Raw genomic sequence first — 23,801 nt, 5'->3', positions numbered from 1 at the left:
CAAAACAGCGTTGCGTTTTTTTGAGTTACCTTCATTGGTCATCGGTTAAGGAATTATCTTGCCTGAAGGCTATCGATTTTGTACCAGAAGTCTGCCTCAAATTTTGCCCAATTTACTCAAATCGATACCTTGCTCCACCCCCTCTACTGATACAATTTTGGAAAACTGTTGTGGAACTGGATACAATTTATCATGATTCCTCACTTAACCAAAGATGCATGAACCAGAATTTTACGCCTGACTATTAGAGAAAAAATTGCTGCAAATCACATGATACTGGACACAAGCGCATAAACAAAAGCACTTAAAACCAGCCTGATTGAAGAAAACACAACCGAAACCATTGAAAACGCCAGAAGGTAAACATTTAAGGCAAGAATTCCGGTAAAAAAGCTGGAAAAATCGGCATTGAGAATAAGGGCAATCACATTTACCAGTAAAATGAAAGTGAATATTGTAATCAGGCCTCTTCCTGCTCCTTTAAGGTCTTCTTTGCTCAGGGCTATGTGGGAAGAAATTCCTATTGCAAGGGCAAAATAGATCCAGAAACCGGGGGAAACCAGGTTTTCTGCTGAAAAAATGCTTTTAAAAAGCTGGGCTGTCAGCACGAAAATACTCGATAACGTCCGGGAGTCGAGCTGGCCGGAGCCAAGGGTCAGATAGTTTGCAAAAGTAGCAAATGAATCAGGCAGGAACAGGTACATCCCGAGGATCAGGGAGAAGGTTCCACTGAAGATGGGACCCATGCCTATGAAAAAGTTCCCTATATTCTGGTAGAGGCTTTTCTGGTTCCAGCTATGGTTGACGTACCCGAGAACTCCGTCCCTGGGTCTCAGGCGAAAGAGCTTGAATTCATTTACCTTGTGCTTGAAAAGATAGCACATCAGCAGGTGGCCAAGTTCGTGGATTGGGGTGCCTATCCAGGCTGTAATCATAATTCCTTTCATGCCAAAAACACTCTGGATATAGAAGTTGGATCTATTCTCAATAAAACCCAGGATGATGCCAATAAGGATCAGAGAGCCTGTAACGCAGAGGGTTTCAAACAGGCTCAATTTCATAATAGTGAGAAGTATATTTTCCATTTTTAACCCCTGGAACACAAAATTTAGGACTTAGATTCTTTTTTAGGACTTAGATTCTTTTTAACCTTTGTATCTGAACAGCCTCTGCAACTATAAGCTTTACCTCCCGAGTTGCGATTCGGGAGCTTGCGGTCCTTTTCACTCGCTTCGTTCGTTCAAGAGGACTACTGGATGGATTTTAGCAGCGAGATTCGCTCAAGAGGACTGAATTACAAATAGTTCACAAGTGCAACATTATTAGCTATACCGGGTCGTTCTTGTCACGCTCGAAGAGCGGCCATTCCGATGAAGTTAAAAAAGAAGATAAGTCAAAATAAAAGAGGCAGAAAAATCCGGTCGGCGAATTATCCTGAAAAATCGTAAGAATGAAAAAAACAGAATTGCTCGATATGAAAAATAATATTTTTTAAGTCTCTTCTTTTTTCCTTATTTTCAAGTCTCTTCTTTCTTCCTTCCGTTCACTTCTTTTTTCTCTTCAATTCTTTCTTTTTTTAACGGGCCGCCAGGCAAGCTGGCGGAGGCGTCCTATTACCTGTGGATTGAAAAGTGGGTCCCGGATTCAAGGGAAATATTTCTTAGCCCAGGGCGTGGTTTGATAGTATTTGATCTCACCCAGTAGGAGTGCCGGTTCATGCGTTATCTTTTTTATTGCCGGCGGCTGGCTACAGCCTTGCGCGGTGCAGAAGAGAATACTGGATAATTCGATTTAAAGCTGTTCTGGCTGTTCTATATCTCATTCGTTGATCTTTGCCTCGCATAACTCTTTTCCCTGTTTTGCAGCTTCGTTTCCAGGGCTTAACTTAAGGGTCCGAGCATAGCACTTGTAAGCTTCTTTATAGTCCCCGATTTCGCAGAGGAGTCCACCGCCCCGGAAGAGGGAATTCAGGTGGTCAGGATCGCTTTCGAGGGCATGTTTGTAGGCGTCCAGGGCTTTTTCTCTTTCCCCAAGTTCCATAAACAAATTGCCTTTCCAGTGCCAGGTCTCAGCATTGTCAGGCCTCATGATGGGGGCCTTGTTTCGGGAAAAGAAACTGAACCTTGGAAGTTTGCATGCCCAATCAGAAGCCTGTTTGGGTTCGGCTGCCAGGGCTTTGTCGAAGGTTTCCATGGCTTTTTCCGGGAGTCCCATCCTGAAATAAACAACTCCTTTGCTGGTCAGGATTTTGGGAGATGCGGGATCAAGAGAAAGCGCTTTTTCAAAGGCTTCAAGCGCTTCTTCATTCCTGCCGAGCGCAGAGAGCACAAAACCCCTGTTAGACCATTCGATCGGGCTGTCTTGTTTAACTTTCAGAATAACGTCAACAATCTCGAGAGCTTCTCCATATCTTCCGAGCTTGAAAAGAGACATTCCACGGCAGGACCGAACCTCCAGAACTTTTTCAAGTAACTCTTTTCCGCTGTCCTCCTTTCCCTTTTCAAAAAGCAGGTCTGCCATTTTTTTCCAGGCATCCGTAGCTTTCCCACAGGTAGCAAGAGCCTCTTCATATTTGCCCATCTTGAAAAAGACCCTGGCTTTGCCGTAGTTCTCCTCGGCGGATCTGTCAAGGTCTCTAAGTGTGTTTGCCATTTTTCCCATTTTTGCCATTTTTTGCCTCATATCCACATGTGTTAGAATCTCCGGAATTGGAATTCGTAACTGAACCTGCATTATCCGGAATTCGTCTTCAAAATTAGTTTATGTTTCAAAATTAGTTTATGTTTCAAAATTAGTTTTTTTAAACCTGATAATTGTTCAGATATATATCTGGAGTTTTATAATAAATAATGTTCTGAGATTTAATAAGGTTCATTAATCCTGACTTGAACTTCTATTACTCCGATTCTACAACAGAATGGGACTTCTTTATGGAACCTATTTAACCCGCCAGCCCTGACATAATATGAGGTTTACACGATGAATGCCGTAAAAATATTAGGAGTAAGCGGAAGCCCCCGGAAAGGAGGGAATACCGACATCCTGCTTGATAGCTTTTTGAAAGGAGCGGAATCGGCAGGAGCTGAAACGAAAAAAGTCCTGTTAAGGGAATATTCGATAGAGTCCTGCATCGGCTGCGAAGCGTGCAGGAAAGCCGGGACCTGTACCAGGTTCCACGACGGAATGGAACTCCTTTACCCCGAGATCGAAGCCGCAAAAGGCCTTATCCTTGGCTCTCCCACCTACAACTACAACGTAACCGCCCCGATGAAAGCCTTCATCGACCGGCTCTACCCTTACTACAATTTCACTGACGAACGTCCGGGACCTTACTCGAGCAAACTTGGAGACCAGGGACGAAAGGCCCTTGTTTTTACAGTCTGCGAACAGGAAAAACTTGAAGAAATGGGCTTTACGCTCGAAGCCCTCGGTATGCCTCTTGAGGCCCTGGGTTATGATGTGCTGGATAAATTCCTTGCTACCGGGTGCTTTGCAAAGGGGGCGGTGTCAAAGAATGAAGCTTTGCTCGAAAAGGCTTTTGAAAGCGGGAAAAAGCTGGCAGAGGCTCTTCTCCAGGCCAATTGAGTGGTAAATTTCCCGGAAAAATATTTATTTTTGAGTTTTTCGGGCATTTCCACCCTCATCATCCTCGAAGCCGGCGGCTTTTTCTGGAAAGTATACCTGGATACCTAAAATGTGCATCTGAATAACCAATTCAATATATTGAGATGACTAAAAAGGGCATCCAGATAACCGGGGAAATATATTAGAATGACTTAGTGACTTAGTGACTTAAAGAGACATCCGAATGATTGAACTCATCGATTTCTCCCGCAAAACTCATTTCTTGCTTCCACCAGAGCCTTCAGGTTCCGAAGTGGGGTTTCCGGGGCAATCCCGCAGCCCGGAGCAAGGACATCCACCCCGCTTCCCAGGCACTCAAAAGCTTCTCGCTTTACATCTTCTGGCTTTCCGGCAAATAGGGTCCGAGACGTTGAAACGCTGCCAATTACCACAACGCCGGATTCATGGGCTGTATGCACGGCGCTTTTCAGGTCCTTTATGCCTTCCTCAAGGCTGAGCCCGTCAAACCCGCACTCTGCCATGTCTGCAATTATGGGATCTGCAGCTCCGCAGATGTGAAGCACACTTTTTCCTCTCCCGAGAGCTTTCGGGATCCTGCTCATGCCCGGTTTTATCAAGTCTCTGAAAGCATCCGGGGAAATCATGACCGGGGAGGAGACGGCATCTGCGATGACTACCACATCCGCTCCTCTTTTCAGGCATTCCCTGCCGTACACAATGCAGGCATCTGTGCAGAGTTCGACAAGCCTTTTCACAATATGAGGCTTATTTATAGTCCATTTCAGGAAACGGGTAGTCCCACAAAGAGAGGCTGCAAGATCGGCAGGGCCTTCCATGCCCACAATGAGGGGAAGGTTTGAGCCGGCTTTTTCCCTGAGGATTTCAGTAGCTTTCAGGACAGCAGGGATCCTGCCCCTTTCCAGGAGATCTTCAGGCAATTCCGGAACTGTAGGAGAGATTTCCATAGAACCCTTAAGCACAGCAGGGAGCTTCGCTTTCGTGCCGGGGTCAATTGTGCAGCCCAGGGCTTCTGCGAGCACAACCATATCAAAAGGGTACCTCAGGGTTTCAAAAGAAGCATTTACGTACTGTGAAAAGGCAAGTACTGCCATCTTTTCAGGCTGACTGTCAGCCTCGGGCCTGGCCGCCCCGCTCACGTCCATAAGCTCGAGTACAGGCGCGGTTGTGAAGGTGCCAACCGGTATCTGAGAGGGAGTTTTGCCTTCGAGGGTTCTGAGCATCTCTGTCCTGAAGTTCGGTTTTTCCATAAAAGTGACCCCGGATTAGTGTCTTTTGCTTTTTCTGAAGCTATTAACTGTACTGCTATTCTACTGTAATAATACTGTGCAATGATACTGTGCAATGATACTGTGCAATGATACTATACTGCTACTATACCATATTATACTGCTACTGTACGGCGGCTGTGACCTGTAGCTATTCGAACAAACCGCCCTGGAAAAGGATGAAAATAAAAGAAAATGAAGATAGAAAGAAAATGAAGATAGAAAGAAAAGACAGACAGTGAAAATAAAAAATTAGGCGAAAAAAAATAAATGGAAAATGGAAGAGAAATTTACTTCTCTCCGATCCATTCATTGACTTTTTCAGGGTTACTCTTTACCCAATTTGCTGCGGCTTCTTCAGGTGCCATTCCGCTTTCAATGTCCACCATTACTGCCTGGATATCGTCATGGGTCCACTGGAAGCGAGTAAGGATGCCATAGAGATTGGGCTTTTCTTCTTCGAGCCCGAGCCTCGCCAGGGTTTCAACGTGGTCAGCCTCGCCGTAAACGCCTTTAGGGTCATCAAGGTACTTGAGGTCCCAGCGGTTAAAAGACCAGTGGGGAGACCAGAGGGTCACAACTACCCATTCTTCGGAGTCAATGGCTTTTTTCAAGGAAGCGGTCATCGCAGCACTGCTGCCTGAGACAAGCTCCATATCAAGGCCATACTCGGAAATTGCGTTTTCGGATACCTGCATGATGCCTGCTCCGGGGTCAATGCCGATTATCTTCCCGTCAAATTTATCCTTTTCAGAGTTGAGCTCTTCAATGGAGTTGATAGTTACATAGGAAGGCACAACAAGCCCTATCCTGCAGTCTTCGAGGTTTGTATGGACAGAGTCGAGCCGGTCTCCGTAAGTTTCCCAGTAGGTCTGGTGGGTATAGGGAAGCCAGGCAGATGTGGTGAAATCAAACTGCTCGTCAGCGAGCCCCTGATAAAGGGGACCTACATCAACTGCAATGATTTCAACGTCTTCATACCCTGCCTGTTCGAGCACCTGCTGCATCACATTGGTACTTGCAATCTCACCGTCCCATAAGACATATCCTATTTTCACAGGCTCGCTTAACTCTGCTCCTTCTGCTCCTTCTACAGCTTCATCTCCTTGTTCTGCACAGCCTGCCGCAAAGAGGGTAAGCCCTATGATCAGAACGATTGTAAGAATCGATCCGATCTTTTTTCCTTCAGGGTTTAATTTTATACTGGTCAAAATATCTACAACCTATTTTTGAATTTATTTCTATTTTGGTTTTTAACTTCTGATTTCCGGACTTCTGATGTCCAGTCTTATTCTTATTTTGAGAATATTCAGGGGATTGAAGTGAGTGATACACCTCTTCCAGATACTGTTTTACACTGTATGGTGCTGTCTGGTAGGAGGCGTCCCTGTTAAAGTGAAATTCTGAATCCTGTGTGCCTGTTTCAAAGGCATCAGGAGTGGAATGTTTTTAGGAATTTTTTACCTGGGGCTGAGGTTCTGGGTAATCCTGTCCAGGACAACAGCTATTATGACAATAGCGAGCCCTGCTTCGAAGCCCATACTGATGTCCACCCGCTGGATCCCGAAAAGGACCTGGTACCCGAGCCCTCTGGCTCCAATCATTGCTGCAATGACGACCATTGAAAGGGAGAGCATAATGCACTGGTTGACCCCGGCCATTATGGTAGGGAGAGCCACAGGCAGTTCCACCTTTGCAAGCTTCTGCCAGCCCGTGGAGCCAAAGGCGTCTGCGACCTCTTTTAGCTCTTTTGGGACCTGTCTGATCCCCAGGTTGGTAAGCCTGATTGCGGGGGGCATGGCAAAGACAACCGTTGCGATCATGCCCGGGACGTTTCCGAGCCCGAAAAAGATCAGGGCAGGGATCAGGTACACAAAAGACGGCATGGTCTGCATGAGATCAAGCAGGGGCTTTACAATATGGTAAAGCATTTCGTTTTTTGCACAGAGGATCCCTACGGGAATTCCTATAACCAGGGTAAGCAGGGCAGAGGAGAGCACGAGGGCGAGTGTCTCTATCGAGAGCACCCAGAGCCCCATATTCTGGATAAGGAAAAAACCGAATGCAGTCCCGACTGCAAGCTTGATATTGCGCTTCCCCGCAAAGTAGGCAAGCAGGGAAATTACGAGGATGAAGAGTTCCGGAGGCAGGAAAAGAAGCACATCTTTTAAACCCGTGATCAGGAAATCAAGCTGATCGCTTATAAAGTCCAGAAATATGCCGAAATTGCCTTCGACCCAGTCCACAGCAAACTCGACCGTGTCTCCGATGGGGAGCCGGGGAATCAGCATGTTTTCACCTCAGAGCCCGGCATGGTATCAGACCTGTCAGGGGCTTTGGCAGGCGCTCCGTTATTTGCTCCTGCTTCTGCAGGCACAGGTCCGCTGTCAATTCCGTTGTTAATTATATTGCCAGAGCCGCCTGAGCCTTCGGGTGGCTGCCCATCTTCGCCTTCATTTTTACCGATGGAAACTGTTTTTTCAGGAGGCTTCTCTTCAGGAGTTTTCTCTTCAGGAGTTTTCTCTTCAGGAGGCTTCTCTTCAGGAATTTTATCTCCTGAGGCACTTTCTTCTGAAGCTTTTTCTTCGGGAACCTCGTCCTGCTCGATCTCTCCGGAAATTGCAAGGGCACCAAGCACACTGGCCCGGACTATAATCCCGAGTAACTTTCCGGAATCATTGACTACTGCAAGAGGGTACTGGCTGTCTGCAATCAGAGGGATTACCTCTTTAAGAGGCATATCCGGAGCTACACGGGGGGTATCCGGAATCATTACTGATTCAAGGCTCTTTCCTTTTTTCAGGGCTTCAAGGACATCCCCTATCATAACTATCCCTTTCAGGCGCCTGTTCTTCCCCTCAACCACATAAATCGAGGAGATTCCATGGTCTTTCATCAACTGAATGGCAACCCTGGGCCCGGAATTGATGGATATGATAGGGTCCGGCCGTTTCATAACCGATTCAGCGGTGAGGATTTTAGACCTGTCGACCCCTGCAACGAACCTCGAAACATAGGAATCTGCAGGTTCGGTCAGGATCTCTTCAGGGGTCCCTATCTGGACAATTTCCCCGTCTTTCATGAGTGCTATGCGGTCCCCGATTTTCAGGGCTTCGTCCAGGTCGTGGGAGACAAAAATAATTGTCTTTTGCACTCTGTCCTCAAGGGAAAGCAGCTCATCCTGCATATCGCTCCTGATAAGGGGATCAAGGGCACTGAAAGCCTCGTCCATAAGCAGGATGTCAGGGTCATTGGCAAGCGCCCTTGCAAGTCCTACCCTCTGCTTCATGCCTCCGCTGAGCTGTGTTATCCTGCTATTTTCCTGGCCTTTGAGCCCTACGGTTTCTATGGCTTCAAGTGCCTTTAAGTAGCGTTCTTCTTTAGGAATTCCCTGAATCTCAAGTCCGTAAGCCACATTATCCAGGACAGATCTGTGAGGCAGCAGGGCAAAATTCTGAAAAACCATTCCAAGCTTGTTCCTGCGGGTATTTCTCAGTTCCTCAGGGTTCATATCAGTAATGTTCTGCCCATCGATCAGGATCTCTCCTTTCGTTGGTTCGATAAGGCGGTTCAAGCAGCGCAGAAGAGTGGATTTCCCAGAACCTGAAAGCCCCATTATTACGAAAATCTCTCCATCATAGACCTCAAAGTTAACATTGTCGAGCCCTATGGTCTGTTTTGTCTTTTCAAAAATTTCACTTTTGGATAAGCCTTCATTTAGAAGGGAAATTCCTTTTTGGGGATGCTTACCAAAAACTTTGGTAATGTTTCGTACTTCTAGTTTTATATTTTTGTTCATAATAATACCGATTTGACCGAATTTTTCCAAAAATTATCGACAGTTCTTACAAAAGGTAGACAATTACCACAAAAAACTCGGGAAATAAAAACTAAAATTTATTAAAATTAATTTGCCGCCTGTATAACTAAATTTATACAGTCAAAAAATATATATGTAATATAAATACAATATAGATTTAAGAGAACTCCCTAATTTTTTCAGCTTAAACCGCTTATTTTTCTTACCTCTAAATCTGTACCCCTCATATATTATATTTTTGCGGAACATTTATATATAACAAACATTTGAAAGAATAAAACTAGCATAAATAATATATAAACTCGGGATCAAAACGTGTGAAATTTGCCATGAATTCAGCATATTCTGGTTTCGTGGTATAATTTTATTTTAATGAATATATAATTATTTTTTTGAAGACACATTAGCAAATTTTGGCAACCTTTTAGCAACTTATTGGCATTTCATTGATGTATCAAAATTATTCTTAATATGTTTATAATGTGTTAAGATTCTGTTTCTGTTATTGATAAGCACCGGGTTTACGGGGAAATATTTTGATGTAGTTTGAAAGAAAGATTCTCGAAAGAAAAGATTTAATTGAAATATTTTGATAAATTGAAATATTTATATATAAACAGACTGAACAAAATAGAAAAATAAGGTAATCGGGAAAATCATCGCAACACTTATACATGTCTTATGTCATTTACTCGCAGGTTCAGATGATGAAAGCAGTACTAGGATTAGCAGACGGAACAATTATTAAGGGCACCGGTTTTGGTGCCGAAGGCACAGCTTGCGGCGAACTTGTTTTTACGACTCAATTTACGGGATATGAGGAGGCTATGACTGACCCTTCCTACAAGGGTCAGATTTTAATGTTCACCTACCCTCTTATAGGAAACTATGGTGTCAGTGGAGAGCGTTTCCAGTCCGACAACATCCATGCTGAAGGGCTTGTTGTCCGGGAAGCCTGCAAAAAACCCTATCACTACAAATCCACCCGTTCTATCCACAAATTTTTAGAGGATGAAGGAAAACCAGGGATAGAAGGCGTTGACACCCGTATGCTCACCATAGGAGCAAGGGAGCGCGGGACAATGCGTGCAGCCCTGATCACTGGCAGTGACGATGGGGAAGAAGCCGTGGATGTGGCAAGGAATTTTCCACAGATAACGGATGAAGAACTTATCGCACTTGTAACATGTAAGGAACCCCGCTTTATCCCCGGAGCAGCCGGTGCCTGGAAGGGTAGTGGCAAACCCAAACATGCAGTTGTAGTTGACCTTGGGATAAAAAGGAACATCATAAACAACCTGCATAAAAGGGGAATTGACCTTACCCTCGTCCCTGCAACCACAAAGCCAAAGGAAATTGCAGGGTACGAACCTGACCTTCTTTTTGTTTCAAACGGGCCCGGAGACCCGGAAAAAGCAACCGACGCGATAAATGCTGTAAAAGCTTTTGCAGGCACAATTCCGGTCGCAGGGATCTGTTTCGGGCACCAGATAATTTCCCTTGCAATGGGAGCCAGGACTTACAAGCTTAAGTTCGGGCACAGGGGAGGAAACCAGCCAGTAAAGGACCTTATTGAAAACAAGATTTTCATAAGCTCCCAGAACCATGGGTATGCTGTGGATGCGGATTCCCTTGAAGGGACAGGGCTCTACGTGAAGTACCTGAATGCAAACGACAAAACCGTTGAAGGGGTCTCCCACAAAGACCTGGACATTTTCAGTGTGCAATTCCACCCTGAAGCCCAGGCAGGGCCCATGGATACCGAGGAGACATTCTTCGGCAAGGTCGTAAAGGTCCTCGGAGGGGATTGCTGATGCCAAAACGTGAGGACATAAAGAAAGTTTTGCTTATAGGCTCAGGGCCGATCACAATCGGACAGGCTGCAGAGTTCGACTTCTCAGGAAGCCAGGCGTGCAGGTCCTTAAAAGAAGAAGGCGTGCAGGTTGTGCTTGTAAACTCAAACCCTGCAACCATTATGACCGACCCCGAAATGGCTGATTCGGTCTATATCGAGCCCCTTGATGCCAGAATTGTAGAAAAAATCATTGAAAAAGAGCGCCCGGACGGGATCATTGCAGGCATTGGCGGACAGACAGGCCTTAATATTACCAGTGAACTTGCAGAAATGGGCGTCTTTGAAAAATACGGGGTTCAGATCCTGGGAACTCCTGTTGACGCTATCAAAAACACGGAAGATAGGGAACTCTTCAAGGAAACCATGTTGAGGATCGGGGAAAAAGTTCCTTTAAGCCGTGCAGTCCATTCCTTAAAAGAAGCCGAAGAGGTTGTCGGAGAACTCGGTTTACCCCTGATCGTCCGCCCGGCTTACACCCTTGGCGGGGCTGGCGGCGGAATTGCCCGCACAAAAGAAGAGCTCCTTGAGATTACGGAACGCGGGCTCAGGCGCAGCCGCATCAATCAGGTGCTTATTGAAGAAAGCGTGCTCGGCTGGGCAGAGGTTGAGTATGAGGTCATGAGGGATGCAAACGATACCTGCATCGTGATCTGTAACATGGAAAACATCGATCCCATGGGCGTGCATACCGGAGAATCGGCAGTTGTTGCCCCTTCACAGACCATGACCGATGCAGAGCACCAGATGCTCAGAAGTGCCTCTATTAAGATCATACGTGCCCTCAAGATCGAAGGAGGGTGCAATATCCAGTATGCCTTAAAGGAAGGCGACTACAGAATCGTCGAGGTAAACCCAAGGGTCTCCCGGTCTTCCGCCCTTGCGTCCAAAGCCACAGGCTACCCGATTGCACGTGTTACCGCAAAGATTGCAATCGGAATGACACTTGATGAGATCATAAACAACGTTACCATGAGCACTCCTGCCTCTTTTGAGCCGGCTCTGGACTACGTGATCACAAAGATTCCCAGGTGGCCTTTTGACAAGTTTACCACCGCAGACAAGACCCTGACCACAGCCATGAAAAGTACGGGAGAAATCATGGCAATAGGCAGGACAATTGAAGAGTCCCTCCTGAAGGCTTTCAAATCTCTTGATATCGACTCTCAGCTGGGAATAAAACGCTGGGAAGAACCAGAAATCAAAACTCTCCTCAAGACCCCAACAAGCGAACGCCTTTTTGTGATCTTCCACGCGCTTGAGAGGGGAATGTCGATAAAGGAAATTGCCGAACTTTCGAGCATCAACCCCTTCTTTATCTCAAAGATGAAGAATATCGTGGATATGGAAAAGCGCATCCGCGTAGAAGAACTAAATCCTGAATTCCTGCGCGAAGTAAAAAAGATGGGTTTCCCTGACAGTCGCCTTGCAGAGCTGACCGGAAAGACCAGGCAGGAAATAAGCGACCTCAGGCATGCATACGGAATTCTCGCTACCTTCAAAATGGTGGACACCTGTGCAGCCGAGTTCCAGGCAGCAACTCCTTACTACTATTCCACTTACGAAGACACCTGTGAGACAACCCCCACTGACAGGAAGAAAATCCTCATCCTCGGGGCAGGACCAATCAGGATCGGGCAGGGAATAGAGTTCGACTACTGTACCGTCCATGCAGTAATCGCACTCAGGGAAGAGGGCATAGAGACCCATATCATTAACAATAACCCTGAAACCGTGTCAACGGACTTTGACACCTCGGACAAGCTCTTTTTTGAACCCCTCACAATGGAATACGTAATGAACGTAATCGAACGTGAGAGGCCTGACGGTGTCCTTGTGCAGTTCGGAGGGCAGACCTCGGTGAACCTTGCAATCCCCCTGAAAAAGGAGTTAAAGCGCAGGACAGACCTTAATACCATGATCATGGGCACTGACCCCGACGACATGGACCTTGCCGAAGACAGGGAAAAGTTCTACCTCCTTATGCAGAAACTCGGCATCTCCCAACCCGAAGGTGGATATGCGACTTCCCATCAGGAAGCAATCGAGGTTGCAAAAAGGATAGGTTTCCCGGTACTTGTGCGCCCCTCTTACGTGCTCGGCGGCAGGGCAATGGAAATTGTTTATGACGAAATCGACCTCGAACGCTACATGAAAGAGGCAGTCAGGGTCTCGCCGGAACACCCCATCCTTATCGACGACTTCCTTGAAGCAGCCTGCGAAATCGATGTGGATGCGGTCTGCGACCAGAAAGATGTACTTATCGGGGCAATCATGGAGCACATTGAGGAAGCCGGGGTCCACTCCGGAGACTCAGCCTGTGTAATCCCGCCCCAGTCTCTCTCCCCGGATGTGCTTGACCAGGTAAGGGATTACACCCGAAAGATTGCTCTGGGCCTTAGGGTCAAGGGCCTGATTAATATCCAGATGGCAGAGAAGGGCGGGAAGGTCTTTGTGCTTGAAGCAAACCCGCGTTCAAGCAGGACAATTCCTTTCGTCTCAAAAGCGGTCGGCCTCCCTCTTGCAAAGATTGCAGCCAAAGTGATTGTCGGGCACAGCTTAAAGAGCCTGGGCTACACGGACGAGCCAAAGCCGAAACACGTCTCGATCAAAGAAGTCCTCCTTCCCTTTGACAAACTACCAGGAGCAGACCCTGTCCTCGGACCCGAAATGAAGAGCACGGGAGAAGTCATGGGCATTGACTATGATTTCGGAAGGGCATACTATAAGGCAGAGCTTGCAGCTGATAATCTCCTGCCCCTAACCGGGAAAGTCTTCCTCTCTATTCGGGAAGCAGACAAACCCGAACTTGTGGAAGTTGCAAGGAAACTGCAGGCAGCAGGCCTTGAACTCATGGGCACACGCGGTACTGTAAACTACCTTGCACAGCACGGGGTCTTCATGGACACTGTAAAAAAGGTGCACGACGGAAGCCCGAATGTTATCGATATGATGCGCAGGGACGAGGTTGACCTCATAATTAACACCCCCACAAGCAAGCAGTCCAGGAAGGACGGCTACAGGATCAGGCGGGCAGCTGTTGACTTCAAGGTCCCCTATATCACCACCATCCAGGCAGCTGTTGCTGCAGCCGATGCGATCGAGACCATGAAGAAAGGGGAAGCGCTAACGATCAAATCCATCAACGAGTACCATAAAGAGATGGAGCAGTAAAGTAAAGAAAAAGACCGGCAGCAGGATCTCTGAAAAGTACTGCTTTAAAAAACTGCTGTGCCAGCGGAAACGGAATAATTGAATGAGAATCAGAGCCGGCAGGGTGGCTTTCCATCCTCCGGCAAACGATAATCAGTTTTTAAACTTGCCAGCCCGTTAGCTGTCAAATTTATCAGGACTTGGCATATTGCTACCAAAATTATTAAATTTATAAAACTTATTAAACTTATTAATCCATTGACACGTTAATCCATTGACATGTTAATCCATTGACACGTTAATCCATTGACACGTTAATCCATTGACACGTTAAACCATTAACACGTTAATTATTATTGTTCTTATCACAAATCCGCCAAATAAGGGGTAGTAAAAGCATGGTAAAGAAAGTTGCACTTGCATATTCCGGTGGGCTTGACACCTCGGTGTGCATCCCCATCCTCAAGGAAAAGTACGGGTACGATGAAGTAATCACAATTGCTGTTGACGTCGGCCAGCCCGAAGAAGATATCAGGAAAGCTGACGCAAAAGCCCAGAAGATCAGCAACAAGCACTACACGATCGATGCAAAGGAAGAGTTCGTAAGAGATTACATCTTCCCCCTGATCAAAGCCAACGGAAACTACGAAGGCTATGTTATGGGCACATCCGTCGCCCGCCCGCTGATTGCCAAAAAAGTGGTCGAAGCAGCCATAAAAGAAGGCGCAGTTGCCCTTGCCCACGGCTGTACCGGAAAAGGCAATGACCAGCTCCGCTTCGAAGCCGTCTTCCGCCAGACCGATATGGACGTTATCGCCCCGATGCGTGAAATGAACCTGACCCGCGAATGGGAAATCAACTACGCAAAAGAGCACGGAATCCCTGTCGAAGCCACAAAGTCCAAACCCTGGAGTGTTGACGAAAACATCTGGAGCCGCAGCATCGAAGGCGGCAGGCTTGAAGACCCCTCTTTCGTCCCGCCGGAAGAGATCTACGAGTGGACAAAGTCCCCGGAAAAAGCTCCTGACGAGCCCATCGTCCTTGATATCGGGTTTAAAGCCGGTGTCCCGGTCTCATTAAACAACGAGCTGATGGACGGCTACCCCCTCATCAAATCCCTGAACGAGATTGCAGGCGCCCACGGAGTCGGCAGGACAGATATGATCGAGGACCGTGTGCTTGGCTTAAAAGCCCGCGAGAACTACGAGCACCCGGCTGCAACCGTCCTCCTCGCAGCCCATGCCGACCTCGAAAAACTCGTTCTCACCCGCGGGGAACTGAAGTTCAAGAAGACCGTTGAAGAACAGTGGTCCGAAATGGCATACGGCGGCCTTGTGGACGATCCTCTCTTTGCTGACCTCAACGCCTTTATCGACAAGTCCCAGGAAAGGGTCACAGGCACAGTGAAAGTGAAGCTCTACAAAGGCGCACTTACTATCCTTGCCCGCAGTTCGCCAAATGCGCTTTATTCTGAGGATCTCGTTTCATTTGACAGCCAGACCATTAACCAGCAGGATGCTGAAGGGTTTGCGAAGTATCACGGGTTCCAGGCGAGGATGTACAGGAAAGTTATGGATAAGAAGTAAGTTTGTTAATTTTTTGCCTGCCCTTTGGTTAAAGAGGAGGGGCAGGACTTTTCTCTTTTTTACTTATTTTTTTGGCTTTTTTCGAGTTGTTTTTGTTTTCAGGGTAGCGAAGCGGCTGATTGTTTAGATCTTTTCTGGGTTACCGTAATAGGTGTCTCAAACGGTTATTGTCACTGTGCACAGCACAGGCTTCTCCGTGACTGAAATGAAAAGGAAAAAACAGATAGTAGACACACCATGGAAAAAGAATCACTATAAATCGCCTAATTGAAATGATAACTATTTCTACTGGATAAGTAAGACCACTTAAAGGACAAAAAAGCAGGTAGAAATGATTTTAAATTTGGGAGTGTTAGGGGGTTAGTGGTGTAAGTAATTGGTGTATACGAAAGCAGCTTATGAGTGTCAGGAAGAGATTCATAGAAAATGTCAAAGTAGCGATCCATCTGAACGTTTAGAAGCAGCTGATCAACTGAGTAACTTAAGAAATCTTCCAAACAAAAAACAGGCGTGGGAAGATTTAGTAAAGCTGACTTTAGATGATTTCATAAGGTCTCTGAATTCAAGAGGTTTTATATATAGATGTAAGCAACAGTCGATTGATTTTACTGGCTTTTCGGAAATATACAAAGAAAACGAAGTACGAAAGGAAGCAGCAAAAGCACTGGGAACTGCATTTCAATGTACACATGATAAGGTTCAAGCTTGGGAAGATTTACACAGACTGACAGCAGATAAAGATTGCCATGTTCGAGAGGGAGCAGCAGAAGCACTGGGGACTGCATTTCAATATATATATGATAAGGTTCAGGCTTGGGAAGATTTACACAGACTGGCATTAGATAAAGATTGCCATGTTCGAGAGGGAACAGCAAAAGCACTGGGGATTGCGTTTCAATACTTCCCTGATAAAAACCAAGCGTGGAAAGATTTACACAGACTGACAGCAGATAAAGATGAAAAGGTGCGAGTTAATGTCGCAGAAGCACTGGGGACTGCGTTTCAATATATAAATGATAAAGATCAGGCATGGGAAGATTTACACATACTGGCATCAGATAAAAATCACTATGTTCGAGAGGGAACAGCAAAAGCACTGAGGATTGCGTTTCAATACTTCCCTGATAAAAACCAAGCGTGGAAAGATTTACACAGACTGACAGCAGATAAAGATGAAAAGGTGCGAGTTAATGCCGCAAAAGCACTGGGGATTGCGTTTCAATACTTCCCTGATAAAAACCAAGCGTGGGAAGATTTACATAGATTGACTTTAGAAAGAAGAGATGATGTAAGGGAACAGATAACATTTTCGATGGGAACTGCTTTTTGTTACTTACCTAATAAAATACAAGCTTGGGAAGATTTACATAGGTTGACTTTAGATGAAAACCCAAGGGTTAAAATTGATGCTGCAAGTTCACTAGGAGTTGCTTTTCAATATATTCCTGATAAAAACCAAGCTTGGGATGATTTACTCAGATTGATTTACGATGAAAATTTTGTTGTACGACATAGGGCATCAAAATCATTTATAACCGCTTTTCAATATACTCCGGATATAAATCAAGCATGGGATGAGTTAATTAAACTGATTTCAAGTGAAAATAGAAGTGTATATGGAGATTCTGAAAATACATTGGTAACCCCCTTTCAGTGTGTACCGGATAAAAACAAGGCGTGGGAGGATTTATTAAAACTTGCTTCAAATGATGATATAACTGCACAATATGAGGCAGTAAAGGCAATGGGTTCCCCTTCATTTCAATATGTTTCTGATACAAAATATGCATGGGAAAGTTTAGTTAAATTATCTTCGCATAAAGATGATGGGCTAAAGCTGAGGGCAGCAAAATCAATGGGAATGGTCTTCCAATACGTGTCCGACAAAAAACAAGCATGGGAAGATTTACATCGATTGACCTTAGATGAAAATAGCTATGTGAGAAACGGGACAACGCTGGCACTGAGAACTGCATTTCAACATGTACCCGATAAAAAACAGGCATGGGGAGATTTAGTCAAACTGATTGCAGACGGAGATTTTTATGTAGCTTGGAGAACAACAGAGACTATAATAACTATTTTTAAAAAAGTACCTGATAAAATAATGGCATGGGAGGATTTACATAGACTGACATTCGATGAGAATATTCGTGCCCGAAGTAATGCAGTAAAAGCACTTGGGGGTGTTTTTCAGTATTTACCTGAGAAAGAATTGGCATGGGAGGATTTAGACAGATTGGTTCTAGACGCAAATGTTGCAGTGAGAAGTGGGGCAATAAATGCAATAGGAACTGCATATCAACATGTACCTGATAAAGAAAAGGCATTTTTGGATTTATGCATCTTGAGTTCATTAGATGAAATAGTCGATAACCGAGTAAGTGCTAACCACTACCTTGGAAAAATTTGTATATTTAGGGCATCTCAATCTGAAAGCGAAGAAGAATACATGAGAGAACTGAAAAGTTCACTCGAATTTTTTGAAGAATCTTCTAAAGAGTCTCCTAAAGAATCTCCTAAAGAATATTTCGATGCATTGTTTTACAATCCTTCCGAATTTTGCCTGCCGTTCTATCGTTCTTTTTATATGATAATCCACGCCAAAAAACAGCAGGCAAAATATGAAGTTGAAAAGTACCTTGATGAGGCAAAAAATGCAATCAAAGGATCGAAGAATAAAAAATTACTCTTAGAAGCGGTTGAAAACCTTTCAAAAGCATTAGAAGAAGCAAACAAGTTCCAAAATATGGACTTGGAAGACAAGAAAAGAAAACTTGATATTTACAGAAAATATTGTGAGCAAGCTTCAGAGTTAATGAATGAAACTGAACAAACTGCACCCTTTGCTACTGATTTAATAAGAAAAGGCCTTCCCCTTCTTGATAGAAAACTAAAATCCCTCCTCGAAGAAATCCAGGAAAAAGCAAAGACTGCGTGCTGGGAATCTCAAGGTACTGATACACAAGAAATTGCATGCACTGTCAGTAGAGAAGTTCAGAAATGGGAAATTGGTAGTCAGGAAGAAATGACCTGGAATGTCGAAAACCTTATTTTTGCTTTAGAATCAAGTATTCCTAGAGTACCTGCAAATCAGCACATTTTCGATAGAATTCAACAAATTAGGGAACAGAAAGACATCCCAAAGCAGTATGGAATGGTATCTACTCTCATTCCGCTGATTCCCAATTTATGTATGGAACAAAAAATAGATTCAATGGAAAAGAAGCTTGATGATATAATTGTCCACTTTTCTGAATCTCATACAGATCTTACAATATCTCTCGGAGCAGATTTTTACGGAAATGGCATGAAAGTTACAAAAACAATTCCTCTCCATAAGTTTTCAGACAACGAAAAAGGAGAGATAGAAGGAAAAATTCAGGGGAACGAGGGAATTAAACTTTCAAGCTTACCTGCAACACTAGTCACAAAAATAAAAGATCACCTTTTTTGAACTTCAGAATTTGGTTCAACGATCAAAATGTTACCATTTATTACTCAACTCTTCATCAACCAGAAGGATGCAGAAGGGTTTGCGAAGTATCACGGGTTCCAGGCGAGGATGTACAGGAAAGTTATGGATAAGAAGTAAGTTTGTGATTTTGTCTGTTCCTTTTAGAGGAACGGACTTCTCTTTTTTTAAATTGTAATATGTCTTTTCGGACTGTTTTTCGGTTTTGTTTGTTGTTTGTTCGGAGAGCACATCGTTTGGATTTGCTTGGTAGGCAGAGGGCGTTCGTTTGGTTGAAATTGTGTTTTATATCCCGGGCTCTCAACGGCCGACGAAAAAGTTGGATGGAAAGTGGTATGTGGATAAAGTAATCTTATTGATAGGATAGCGTAATAAAAAAGAATGATTTATTAATTTGAGAATGTTAGAGGATTAATGGTGTGAAGATTTGGTCGATCAGGAAGAGATTCAGAAAGAGATCCATGAGAAGTGTAATAGTGAAGATCCAAAAGAACGTGAAATGGCAGTGACCGATCTAATCCATAGATTTAAATTTATTCCTGACAAAAAACAGGCTTGGGAAGATCTACACAGACTGACTTCAGATAACGATTGGAATGTGCGTTGGAGGGTTGTAGATGCCCTTGGAAAGATTTTCCAATATATACCGGACAAAAAACAGGCTTGGGAAGATTTAGTCAGATTGATTTCAGATAAAGAAAAAACTGTGAGATTTGGGGCAGCAGGGGCAATTGAAACTGTTTTTCAACATGTGCCGGGCAAAAAACATGCATGGGAAGATTTACACAGACTTATTTTAGATAAAGATAGAGATGTGCGTTGGAGACTTGAAGAAGCACTTGGAACGATTTTCCAGCATATACCGGACAAAAAACAGGCTTGGGAAGATTTAGTCAGATTGATTTCAGATAAAGATAGAGAAGGGCTACGGGAAGAATCAAGGGCAATTGGAATTGTTTTTCCATATGCACCGGACAAAAATCAGGCTTGGGAGGATTTACACAGACTGTCTATAGATAAATATCGCAGGGTGAGAGTTAATGCAGCAAGTTCACTGGGAGTTGTTTTTCAATACATTCCTGATAAAAAGCAGGCTTGGGAGGATTTACACAGACTGTCTATAGATAAATATCGCGGGGTGAGAGTTAATGCAGCAAATTCACTGGGAGTTGCTTTTCAATACATCCCTGATAAAAAGCAGGCTTGGGAGGATTTACACAGACTGTCTATAGATAAATATCAAAATGTGCGAGAGGGGGCAGCAGAGTCACTGGGAGTTGCTTTTCAATACATCCCTGATAAAAAACAGGCTGGAGATGACTTACATAGGTTGACATTAAATAAATGGGCTGTGTGCCGATTTTTCTGTGAAATCACAAATATCAATAAGTTAAAAAGAAGAAAATCCCATATCGCAAGAATCAAATTAAATTCTGTATGCAAAAATTTGACTTTGAATTTACAGCAAATTTACAACTTTGTAGATAGATGTTTGTATTCATGTGTGCGAGAAAGGGCAGCAAGAGCAATAGGAAATGCTTTTCAATATATTCCTGATAAAAAACAGGCAGGGAATGATTTACATAGGCTGATTTCAGATAGAGATCGATGTGTCAGAGTTAATACCGCAAGAGCAATAGGAAATGCTTTTCAATACATTCCTGATAAAAAACAGGCAGGGAATGATTTACATAGGCTGATTTCAGATAGAGATCGAGAGGTGAGAAGTGATAGAGAGGGGAGAGTTAATACAGGGGTGAGAGTTGATGCAGCAAGAGCAATAGGGAATGCTTTTCAATACATTCCTGATAAAAAACAGGCCGAGGATGATTTACATAAGCTGACATCAGATACAGATTTTTTTGTGCGAGATAGTGTAGCAAAAACGCTGGGACTTGTTTTTCAATACACCTCTGACAAAAATCAAGCGTTGGATGATTTACTCCTATTGATTTGTGATGAGGATCCAACCGTACAATATAAAGCAAAAAAAGCTTTCATAGCTGCTTTTCAATATATACCAGATAAAAATCAGGCATGGAATGAGTTAGTTTTACTGAGCTCAAGTGGAAATATAAGTTTTTATGATGATTCGGAAAACTTATTGGTGACTGCTTTTCAGGATATATCGGATAAAAACAAAGCATGGGAAGATTTAGTAAAACTGATTTTAAATGACGATATTGATGATATAGGTGTAAAATATGAGGCCGTAAGGGTAATGGGAACCCCTTCTTTTCAATATGTTTCTAATACAAAATATGCATGGGAAAGTTTAGTTAAATTAACTTTTCATGAAAATGATGGGGTAAAACTAAGGGTGGTAGAATCAATGGGGATGGTCCTCCAATATGTATCTGACAAAAATCAAGCATGGGAAGATTTACATCGATTGACTTCAGATAAATGTAGCTATGTGAGAATGGGAACAGCATTGGCATTGAAGACTGCATTTCAATATGTGCCTGATAAAAAACAGGCATGGGAAGATTTAGTCAAACTGATTGCAGACGGAGATTTTTATGTAGCTTGGAGAACAACAGAGACTATAGAAACTATTTTTCAAATAATACCTGATAAGATAACGGCATGGGAGGATTTACATCGACTGACATTCGATGAGAATATTCGTGCCCGAAGTAATGCAGTAAAAGCACTTGGGGGTGTTTTTCAGTATTTACCTGAGAAAGAATTGGCATGGGAGGATTTAGACAGATTGGTTCTAGACGCAAATGTTGCAGTGAGAAGTGGGGCAATAAATGCAATAGGAACTGCATATCAACATGTACCTGATAAAGAAAAGGCATTTTTGGATTTATGCATCTTGAGTTTAGATGAAATCGTCGATAACCGAGTACGTGCTAATCACCACCTTGGAAAAATTTGTATATATAAGGCATCTCAATCTGAAAGTGAAGAAGAATATATGAGAGAACTGGGACGTTCAATAGAATTTTTTGAAAAATCTTCCAAAGAATCTGACTCTTACAACCCTTCCAACTTTTGTCTACCTTTCTATCACTCTTTTTATACGATAATCCAAGCTGAAAAACGGCAGGTAAATGATGAAGTTGAAAAATATCTTGCGGAAGCAAAAGAGGCCGTTGGTGGATCAAAAAACAAGAAATTACTCTTCGAAGCTGTTAAAAACCTTGCACAAGCATTGGAAGAAGTACAGAATCTGAAAAATATGGATCTGGAAGCTAAGAAAGAAAAACTTAATTTTTACAGAAAGTACTGTGAAAAAGCTGCTGAGCTGTTTACTGAAGCAGAGGATGCAGCACCTTATGCTACAGTTACAATAAAAAAAGGGCTTCCTATCCTAAATCGAAAACTAAAAACCCTCCTCGAAGAAATCCAGGAAAAAGCAAAGACTGCGTGCCGGGAATCTCAAGGTACTGATGCACAAGAAATTGCATGCGCTGTCAGTAGAGAAGTTCAGAAATGGGAAATTGGTAGTCAGGAAGAAATGACCTGGAATGTCGAAAACCTTATTTTTGCTTTAGAATCAAGTGTTTCTAGAGTACCTGCAAATCAGCATATTTTCGATAGAATTCAACAAATTAGGGAACAAAAAGATATTCCAAAACAGTATGGAATGGTATCCACCCTCATTCCGTTGATTCCCAAATTATGCATGGAACAAAAAATAGATTCAATGGAAAAGAAGCTTGATGATATAATTGTCCACTTTTCTGAATCTCATACAGATCTTACAATATCTCTCGGAGCAGATTTTTACGGGAATGGCGTGAAAATTACAAAAACAATTCCTCTTAAGAAGTTCTCAGACAATGAAAAAGGAGAGATAAAAGGAAAAATTCAGGGGAATAAAGGAATTAAACTTTCAAGCTTATCTGCAACAGTAGTCAAAAAAATAAAAGATAACCTTTTTTGAACTTCAGAATTTGACTCACGATCAAAATGTTGCTATTTATTACTCAACTCTTCATCAACTTGAAGGATCAGAAGGGTTTAGCAAACTTGCCGTCTTCAACATTAGATCCCATACAGTTTGGATTCCTGAATCTTTTGATACACCCGCACCAGCAAACAAAACATATTTTTTTCACATGGAAGAACGCTAGCTGCTAATTTTACTATAGGGTTCTTATTCATCACCATGTAAAAAGGCAAAATAATTTAGCTTCTTTCATGAGTTGCTCGAGTATAGAATTTATGAAAAAAATAAGAAAAAAGTCTATTAGTACATTCTAAAACTTGATCCTTCATATCTTTTTTTAAGAGAAATAAAAAGTAACATATTTAAGGAACAAAATAGTTAATCATGTTCGTTGATTTTAACACAAACTATTTGCAATTATTCAAATTAATCAAAAATAAATGCTCAATAATGACCATGTGAAATGTTTCTATGCCTTATGACGAAAAAGCAAAATCATCTAGCGAGAATTTCGAGATGCTACTCGAAAATATTAAAGGTAGCACAAAAACATTAAAAGGAAGTGTAGATAGCAAGAGCGAAGACTTAGAAAAACTTAATGAGGATTTTGTGTCAAAGCTATCTGAGCAATACTCAGAACAAAACTCTGAGTTGAATAAAGAACAGCTTCGGCTAGATGAAAGTAAGAAAAATTTAATTAATAAAATAAAAAATATCTTCCATGTTTGTCGTCAAGGCATAGAATTCATAGTAAGTTACAAAAAAGAATTAGAAGATTTTCTTAAAGCACTCAACCAGCAAAAAAATTTATTACTTTTTATATTAATATCTAATCTTTCCATTTGTTCTTATATTTTAGTAGAAAAGATGTATCCTCTTCAAATTAAATGGATTTTCAATCACAGGAAAAATATAATAGTTATTCCATTTACCCTTATCATATTTAGGAGTAAAAAATGGAACTCGAAGCTTTAAAACAATTGCTGGCGTCACTGGACATCAATCCTGATGAAATTGAGGATAAAAGATATGCCACAGCTTTTCGTATTCTTTTTTCCATCATTGAAAAACAGAACGACGAATTTGAATTCCTCAAAGCAGAGAACCAAAAGCTTCGAGACGAAATCAACTTACTCAAAG

At 43.1% G+C, this 23,801-nt stretch carries 14 protein-coding genes; 8 read left to right on the top strand and 6 right to left on the bottom strand.

Features of this window, described 5'->3' with window-relative positions:
• Positions 1-266: 266 nt before the first annotated feature.
• Positions 267-1,085 carry a hypothetical protein gene (locus tag PHF18_RS14070; protein ID WP_300103974.1) on the bottom strand — a complete coding sequence of 273 codons (819 nt, stop codon included), beginning with the start codon at positions 1,083-1,085 and terminating at the stop codon, positions 267-269.
• A 733-nt stretch (positions 1,086-1,818) separates the two neighbouring features.
• Positions 1,819-2,670, bottom strand: a complete 852-nt coding sequence (locus tag PHF18_RS14065) for a tetratricopeptide repeat protein (RefSeq protein ID WP_300103973.1) — start codon at positions 2,668-2,670, stop codon at positions 1,819-1,821.
• A 309-nt stretch (positions 2,671-2,979) separates the two neighbouring features.
• Here PHF18_RS14065 and PHF18_RS14060 point away from each other — a divergent pair, with 309 nt between their 5' ends.
• Entirely contained in the window at positions 2,980-3,585 is a 606-nt protein-coding gene (locus PHF18_RS14060; protein ID WP_300103972.1) for a flavodoxin family protein, read from the top strand.
• A 233-nt stretch (positions 3,586-3,818) separates the two neighbouring features.
• On the opposite strand, the gene mtaA is transcribed toward PHF18_RS14060, so the two are convergent.
• The 4 genes from mtaA to PHF18_RS14040 all read right to left on the bottom strand — a co-directional run bounded on the left by mtaA (position 3,819) and on the right by PHF18_RS14040 (position 8,670).
• Positions 3,819-4,853, bottom strand: coding sequence for a methylcobamide:CoM methyltransferase MtaA (mtaA, locus tag PHF18_RS14055; RefSeq protein ID WP_300103971.1), 1,035 nt, complete (start codon positions 4,851-4,853; stop codon positions 3,819-3,821).
• 308 nt (positions 4,854-5,161) lie between these two features.
• On the bottom strand, positions 5,162-6,082 hold the full coding sequence (locus tag PHF18_RS14050) for a glycine betaine ABC transporter substrate-binding protein (RefSeq protein ID WP_300103969.1): 921 nt from the start codon (positions 6,080-6,082) through the stop codon (positions 5,162-5,164).
• 249 nt (positions 6,083-6,331) lie between these two features.
• On the bottom strand, positions 6,332-7,162 hold the full coding sequence (locus PHF18_RS14045) for a proline/glycine betaine ABC transporter permease (protein WP_300103967.1): 831 nt from the start codon (positions 7,160-7,162) through the stop codon (positions 6,332-6,334).
• A complete protein-coding gene (locus tag PHF18_RS14040; RefSeq protein ID WP_300103965.1) occupies positions 7,156-8,670 on the bottom strand; it encodes a glycine betaine/L-proline ABC transporter ATP-binding protein in 1,515 nt (504 codons plus the stop codon). Before PHF18_RS14040 ends, PHF18_RS14045 begins: the two co-directional genes overlap by 7 nt.
• 728 nt (positions 8,671-9,398) lie before the next feature.
• On the opposite strand from PHF18_RS14040, the gene carA reads away from it, so the two are divergent.
• From carA to PHF18_RS14005, 7 genes are all read left to right on the top strand, one after another.
• Positions 9,399-10,505 (top strand): glutamine-hydrolyzing carbamoyl-phosphate synthase small subunit, encoded by a 1,107-nt coding sequence (carA, locus tag PHF18_RS14035; RefSeq protein ID WP_300103983.1) that lies wholly within the window; start codon positions 9,399-9,401, stop codon positions 10,503-10,505.
• A complete protein-coding gene (carB, locus tag PHF18_RS14030) occupies positions 10,505-13,717 on the top strand; it encodes a carbamoyl-phosphate synthase large subunit (RefSeq protein WP_300103963.1) in 3,213 nt (1,070 codons plus the stop codon). Before carA ends, carB begins: the two co-directional genes overlap by 1 nt.
• Before the next feature lie 377 nt (positions 13,718-14,094).
• Positions 14,095-15,282 carry an argininosuccinate synthase gene (locus PHF18_RS14025; RefSeq protein WP_300103962.1) on the top strand — a complete coding sequence of 396 codons (1,188 nt, stop codon included), beginning with the start codon at positions 14,095-14,097 and terminating at the stop codon, positions 15,280-15,282.
• 379 nt (positions 15,283-15,661) lie between these two features.
• The gene (locus PHF18_RS14020) at positions 15,662-18,739 is read left to right on the top strand and encodes a HEAT repeat domain-containing protein (RefSeq protein WP_300103961.1); all 3,078 of its coding nucleotides are present in this window, start codon (positions 15,662-15,664) and stop codon (positions 18,737-18,739) included.
• A 445-nt stretch (positions 18,740-19,184) separates the two neighbouring features.
• On the top strand, positions 19,185-22,655 hold the full coding sequence (locus PHF18_RS14015) for a HEAT repeat domain-containing protein (RefSeq protein WP_300103959.1): 3,471 nt from the start codon (positions 19,185-19,187) through the stop codon (positions 22,653-22,655).
• Positions 22,656-23,132: 477 nt separating this feature from the next.
• Positions 23,133-23,636: a hypothetical protein gene (locus PHF18_RS14010; RefSeq protein ID WP_300103958.1), complete on the top strand. Its 504-nt coding sequence runs from the start codon at positions 23,133-23,135 to the stop codon at positions 23,634-23,636.
• Positions 23,618-23,801, top strand: a 184-nt coding sequence (locus tag PHF18_RS14005; protein WP_300103956.1) for a hypothetical protein, incomplete at its 3' end; no start/stop codon positions are given. The genes PHF18_RS14010 and PHF18_RS14005, both read left to right, overlap by 19 nt.

Origin of the sequence: Methanosarcina sp. (genome assembly GCF_028693135.1) — an archaeon.
Lineage (GTDB): Archaea > Halobacteriota > Methanosarcinia > Methanosarcinales > Methanosarcinaceae > Methanosarcina.
The sequence above is the reverse complement of the archived record's forward strand: the minus strand, read 5'-3'. Positions and strand labels throughout refer to the sequence as shown.